This window comes from Bacillus cereus group sp. Bc031 (assembly GCF_027716265.1).
In the GTDB taxonomy this organism is placed as follows: Bacteria; Bacillota; Bacilli; order Bacillales; family Bacillaceae_G; genus Bacillus_A; species Bacillus_A paranthracis.
In genome coordinates this window covers 1-3,563 of sequence record NZ_JAQFUL010000169.1, presented here as the reverse complement: position 1 = coordinate 3,563, position 3,563 = coordinate 1, and the positions used below count along the sequence as shown (strand labels likewise).

The window sequence follows — 3,563 nt, the reverse complement described above, 5'->3', positions numbered from 1 at the left end:
TCATTAACATAAGAGAATAGTAACGTGCTTTTAAGTTTAAGAATAGTCTAAATCCTTAAGTTGATGGATGTGTGGCTGAACCCCCTTTTGTAGAATAAAACGAACTTTTTGCACGGAAAGCTAGGCGGCGGTCTCCAGGGAGTCGCCTTTTGCTTTTTCATGGTGGGGGGGTGTTTATGAATTTTTTCTTTCGAATTATTTTTTGTTTTTCTTTTCATCTTCTTTTGTTTTCTTATTGTGGCAAGCATGACAAAGTGTTTGTAAATTAGATGGTTCTAATCGTTTTGACCAATCAACACGAATAGGTATGATATGATCGACCACATCACCTATCTTAATGATATCCTTGCTTCTACATTGAACACATAGACCATGATCTCTACGATAAATAAGCTCACGCATATCCTTCCACAATCTTGAGTTGTAGAATGAACGTGAGCTTTTGTTTCGAATATGTTTGTCGTAATATCTTACAGTTTCTTTTTCCTTTTCGATATGTTTAGCGCAATACTTATCCCGTGTTAGTTCGTTGCAACCTAACGACTTGCACGGCTTGAATGGTTTACTTGGCACCTTCCATCCTCTTTCTTAACCGTTTCATTTCATCCCCGATGGCCATATTCTTTTTATTAATCCGTTCATGACACTTAGCTATATCCGCTTGATGTTTACGAATCTTATCGTTCACATATGCAGCAACATGCTCATGGCCACAATGAGGACAAATATAGAAACACTTCTCAATTCTTTTTGGAAGCTGTGCTACTTGTGGTTGCATATCGTAATCTTCATTGCAGTTAGAACAGTAGACTTGCATTTATCCTCACTCCTTATTCTTCTAATAAACCATGAATAAGCTTATTTATTGCACTTACACTAGATTCTCTCATCTCATTTATTGTTGTATTATTAGCGATCTGTTCAGTTATTTCAACGAATTGTTCTAATGAATGTTCACTCGTACACTTCTCAAGATAATTCCCAAACTCATCTTCACCTAATGCCACATTAAACATACTAATAGCGACAGCTATCTCAATCTTAGTTAATTCCATTATCTTCACTCTCCTTTAAAAGAATATTCCGATTATATATTTACAAATAAATACAAGTTGCTATAATAAAATTAACATTGCCATCAGGAAAAGTGATTCGCCCCCATGCGAGTTGCTTTTCCTTTTTTTATGGCTATTGCTTTAAGAATTCATCTACCGTTTTACCAAGCAAACTAATCATTGCTTCTCTTCTTTGCTTTGGTGTTGTGTTATCTTCCATCTCATTAAAGATAGGAAGCACACTTTCTAATTTTTATTTATCGATACGCTCATTTACAAGATCTGTTCCTAACATCGAAATGAATGTGCTGATTATAACCGCTTGTTCTTGTTTAGTTAGTTTCATTTATTTTCCCTCCGTTTTTTCTTTAACACCAAATAAGACGCCACCAAAATTACGGTAGCGCCTTAAAAAATTAATGATACTTTAAAAGGATATTTGTCACAATTTGCCGAATACGTCTTATTAAAGAGAAGTAGTAAATAAACTTAATAAAGGTGGTAAAACATGTACAATTGTATGAACCAAGAAACATTAATTACTATCATCCCAACATCTAAACATGGTAAAACTTATGATATTGCAAAAGTAGAGGCAACTTTTCAATTAAACGAGCCAATCACTGAAACAGATTCACTTTTAGTTCCACCCCAAATGGAACTAATCCCTCAAGATATCTTTGAGATATTAAAATTAAGTCACGTAAACTTAGCACCAATGACTGAAACTTATATTAATGAAGCTCTAAGTGATTTTGCAACTGAATCTTCTGATCCAAATAGAGATCAAGAGACTAAAGAAGATGCTATGTTAGGGCTAGTAAGAAAATACCTTACAAAGGTAGTTCCTGAACAAATCGGTTCAGATTATTTTTACAGAGTTAGCTATGAATATGCAGTGTATCCAAATGAAAATGGTTCGTATTTCTTATATGCTACGGTACCGTTTAAAGGATTTAATATGCCTGCAACTAGCCAAATTCGTTTTATTAGTATTTTACCAACAGGTTCTACTGTTGTTAATACTACAGGAGTGGATATCAATCAACAAAGCCTTCCAGCTGATCAAGACGATGTTGCAAACGGTAAACCAGTGGTGAGTTACTTCTGGCAAAATGATCCTGAGTTTATGGTAGAATACAGATACTAATTAGAATCACTACTACTTCTCTTTGCTAGGATGTTACATCCTAACTTTTTTAATTATTACTACATAGTTATTCTTCGCTATTTCTGTTCATTTTCCTCCAAAGATTTCTTCGCCCACAAATATGCTGTTTCAGCATTTGTAATTGCTATGCTTTTCTCTCGATTATTTTGACATACAACACCAATTGTGTATATGAATTTTTCATATACGTCCATTAAAATTTGTTGCTTATTTAGTTTATCCATCTTTTATCCTCCCCCAAAACAAAAGCACCCAGTTATGAATGCTTTATCACACATATGTATTTGTTATTCCACTTAAAAATATATACAAAAAAAAACAAAGAAATTCGCGCTTTACACTTGATGCGCATTGAAATGTGTATTATAATGAATATAGAAAGTTGAAAGGAGGTAATAACGATTTCTAGTAGGGAAGTAATTAAGAGGTTAAAAAAAGAAGGATGGTTTATAGTGAACATTGAAGGCAGCCACCATCAGTTCAAACATCCTTCTAGGGTTGGCAAAGTAACCGTGAAACATCCGTGCAAGGATATTCCGAAAGGTACACTTCGCTCAATCTACAAGCAAGCGGGTTGGTTATAAACCGCCCCTTGCTTTCCCTAATTATACAAGAAATCGTTATAAAAACAAATTATGAAAAAAGACTATTATGTTTATCCAGCTATCCTTGAAAAGTCTTCAGATGGTTACGGTATTTACTTTCCAGACCTTCCTGGTTGCGTTTCTCATGCAGATACACAAGAAGATGCTTTAAAGGAAGGTAGAGAAGCATTAGGACTTCATTTATCTGGTATGGAAGAAGATAACGATCCGATTCCTGAGCCTTCTACAATTGAGAGCGTAGAATTAGAACAAGATGAATATGCTTTCTTAATTGATGTCTGGATGCCACCATTAAGGAAACAAGACAAACTTGTTTATAAAAGAAAGAACGTTACTCTTCCTTCTTATTTAGAAGAACACGCAGCAAAACAAAACGTCAATTTCTCTGAAATGCTTGTAGAGGCATTAGAACAACATTTAGGATATAAAGAAAAAAAGAATACACCCTAAAGGGCGCCATATGAGCGTCCTCTTTTTTTAATATAATGCACTCCATAAGGAATATCTCTTCACTCCTTTACAAACACTTCTTTATACAAATACTATAGTTTAAAAGGAGCATGTTATGAAATTCTCACAAATACTAATCATTCTCTTTGCTATTATCATCCTTACATGGCTATGGTTTTCTTATTTAAAAAAAGCAACCATGCACCATAATCCGTACCCTTTGTAAAGGACATTTTAAAAAAAGTTAGGCGGCATCAAGAAGATGATTTCTGTATTCAACAG

The 3,563-nt window shown here is 34.2% G+C and carries 7 protein-coding genes and 1 pseudogene; 3 read left to right on the top strand and 5 right to left on the bottom strand.

Going from position 1 to position 3,563, the window contains the following annotated elements:
* Nucleotides 1–195: 195 nt before the first annotated feature.
* The 4 genes and pseudogenes from PDQ33_RS28500 to PDQ33_RS28485 all read right to left on the bottom strand — a co-directional run bounded on the left by PDQ33_RS28500 (nucleotide 196) and on the right by PDQ33_RS28485 (nucleotide 1,401).
* Nucleotides 196–573, bottom strand: coding sequence for an HNH endonuclease (locus PDQ33_RS28500; protein WP_001139457.1), 378 nt, complete (start codon nucleotides 571–573; stop codon nucleotides 196–198).
* Nucleotides 563–817: a hypothetical protein gene (locus PDQ33_RS28495; RefSeq protein ID WP_270757072.1), complete on the bottom strand. Its 255-nt coding sequence runs from the start codon at nucleotides 815–817 to the stop codon at nucleotides 563–565. Before PDQ33_RS28495 ends, PDQ33_RS28500 begins: the two co-directional genes overlap by 11 nt.
* 13 nt (nucleotides 818–830) lie before the next feature.
* Nucleotides 831–1,055, bottom strand: coding sequence for a hypothetical protein (locus PDQ33_RS28490; protein WP_270757073.1), 225 nt, complete (start codon nucleotides 1,053–1,055; stop codon nucleotides 831–833).
* 133 nt (nucleotides 1,056–1,188) lie between these two features.
* Nucleotides 1,189–1,401: pseudogene (locus PDQ33_RS28485) on the bottom strand (hypothetical protein).
* 162 nt (nucleotides 1,402–1,563) lie between these two features.
* On the opposite strand from PDQ33_RS28485, the gene PDQ33_RS28480 reads away from it, so the two are divergent.
* A complete protein-coding gene (locus tag PDQ33_RS28480) occupies nucleotides 1,564–2,205 on the top strand; it encodes a hypothetical protein (RefSeq protein WP_270757075.1) in 642 nt (213 codons plus the stop codon).
* Between the two features lie 77 nt (nucleotides 2,206–2,282).
* On the opposite strand, the gene PDQ33_RS28475 is transcribed toward PDQ33_RS28480, so the two are convergent.
* Nucleotides 2,283–2,450: a hypothetical protein gene (locus tag PDQ33_RS28475; RefSeq protein WP_270757076.1), complete on the bottom strand. Its 168-nt coding sequence runs from the start codon at nucleotides 2,448–2,450 to the stop codon at nucleotides 2,283–2,285.
* A gap of 171 nt (nucleotides 2,451–2,621) precedes the next feature.
* Between PDQ33_RS28475 and PDQ33_RS28470 the strand changes: the two genes are divergently transcribed.
* Nucleotides 2,622–2,810, top strand: coding sequence for a type II toxin-antitoxin system HicA family toxin (locus tag PDQ33_RS28470; RefSeq protein WP_333563978.1), 189 nt, complete (start codon nucleotides 2,622–2,624; stop codon nucleotides 2,808–2,810).
* Between the two features lie 51 nt (nucleotides 2,811–2,861).
* Nucleotides 2,862–3,281, top strand: a complete 420-nt coding sequence (locus tag PDQ33_RS28465) for a type II toxin-antitoxin system HicB family antitoxin (RefSeq protein WP_270757078.1) — start codon at nucleotides 2,862–2,864, stop codon at nucleotides 3,279–3,281.
* Nucleotides 3,282–3,563 lie beyond the last annotated feature (282 nt).

Bases quoted from the DNA above. Each gene is read 5' to 3' on its own strand.
- PDQ33_RS28495 (WP_270757072.1), bottom strand. From the start codon at position 817: ATGCAAGTCTACTGTTCTAACTGCAATGAAGATTACGATATGCAACCA.
- PDQ33_RS28490 (WP_270757073.1), bottom strand. From the start codon at position 1,055: ATGGAATTAACTAAGATTGAGATAGCTGTCGCTATTAGTATGTTTAAT.
- PDQ33_RS28480 (WP_270757075.1), top strand. From the start codon at position 1,564: ATGTACAATTGTATGAACCAAGAAACATTAATTACTATCATCCCAACA.
- PDQ33_RS28475 (WP_270757076.1), bottom strand. From the start codon at position 2,450: ATGGATAAACTAAATAAGCAACAAATTTTAATGGACGTATATGAAAAA.
- PDQ33_RS28465 (WP_270757078.1), top strand. From the start codon at position 2,862: ATGAAAAAAGACTATTATGTTTATCCAGCTATCCTTGAAAAGTCTTCA.